Origin of the sequence: Megasphaera sp. ASD88 (genome assembly GCF_002287425.1) — a bacterium.
In the GTDB taxonomy this organism is placed as follows: Bacteria; Bacillota; Negativicutes; order Veillonellales; family Megasphaeraceae; genus Megasphaera; species Megasphaera stantonii.
The window spans coordinates 1-384 of record NZ_NQXW01000074.1 but is presented as its reverse complement, the minus strand read 5'-3'; the positions used below and the strand labels follow the sequence as shown (position 1 = coordinate 384).

Annotated in this window: 1 protein-coding gene; it reads right to left on the bottom strand. The window is 53.9% G+C overall.

The features are described from left to right. Positions 1-384: hypothetical protein (locus CJ260_RS12870; RefSeq protein ID WP_158221415.1), on the bottom strand; the 384-nt coding region annotated here is incomplete at both ends.

Genomic DNA, 384 nt, shown 5'->3' with positions numbered 1-384 from the left:
GAATCGTGCCGCCCGTTACTGTCGTCGCTGTCACGGCATGCGCCGTTACGTCGCCGTTCGACAAGACTTGGAACGTCGTATTGCCGTCTTCGTCAACCACAGACATACCTTCGGATTTCACCGTTTCAGCGTCTACATTGCCGTTGGCATCTACGCTGAAGCTATTATTGGTGTTGCGGATCGTTTCCCCGATGACGGTGCCGCCTGTTACTGTCGTTGCCGTTACATCATGAGCCGTTACATCGCCATTCGCCAAGACTTGGAATGTCGTATTGCCGTCTTCATCGACGACCGACATCCCTTCTGATTTCACCGTTTCCGCATCTACATTGCCGTTGGCGTCTACACTGAAGCTGCCATCAGCATTCTGAATCGTGCCGCCCG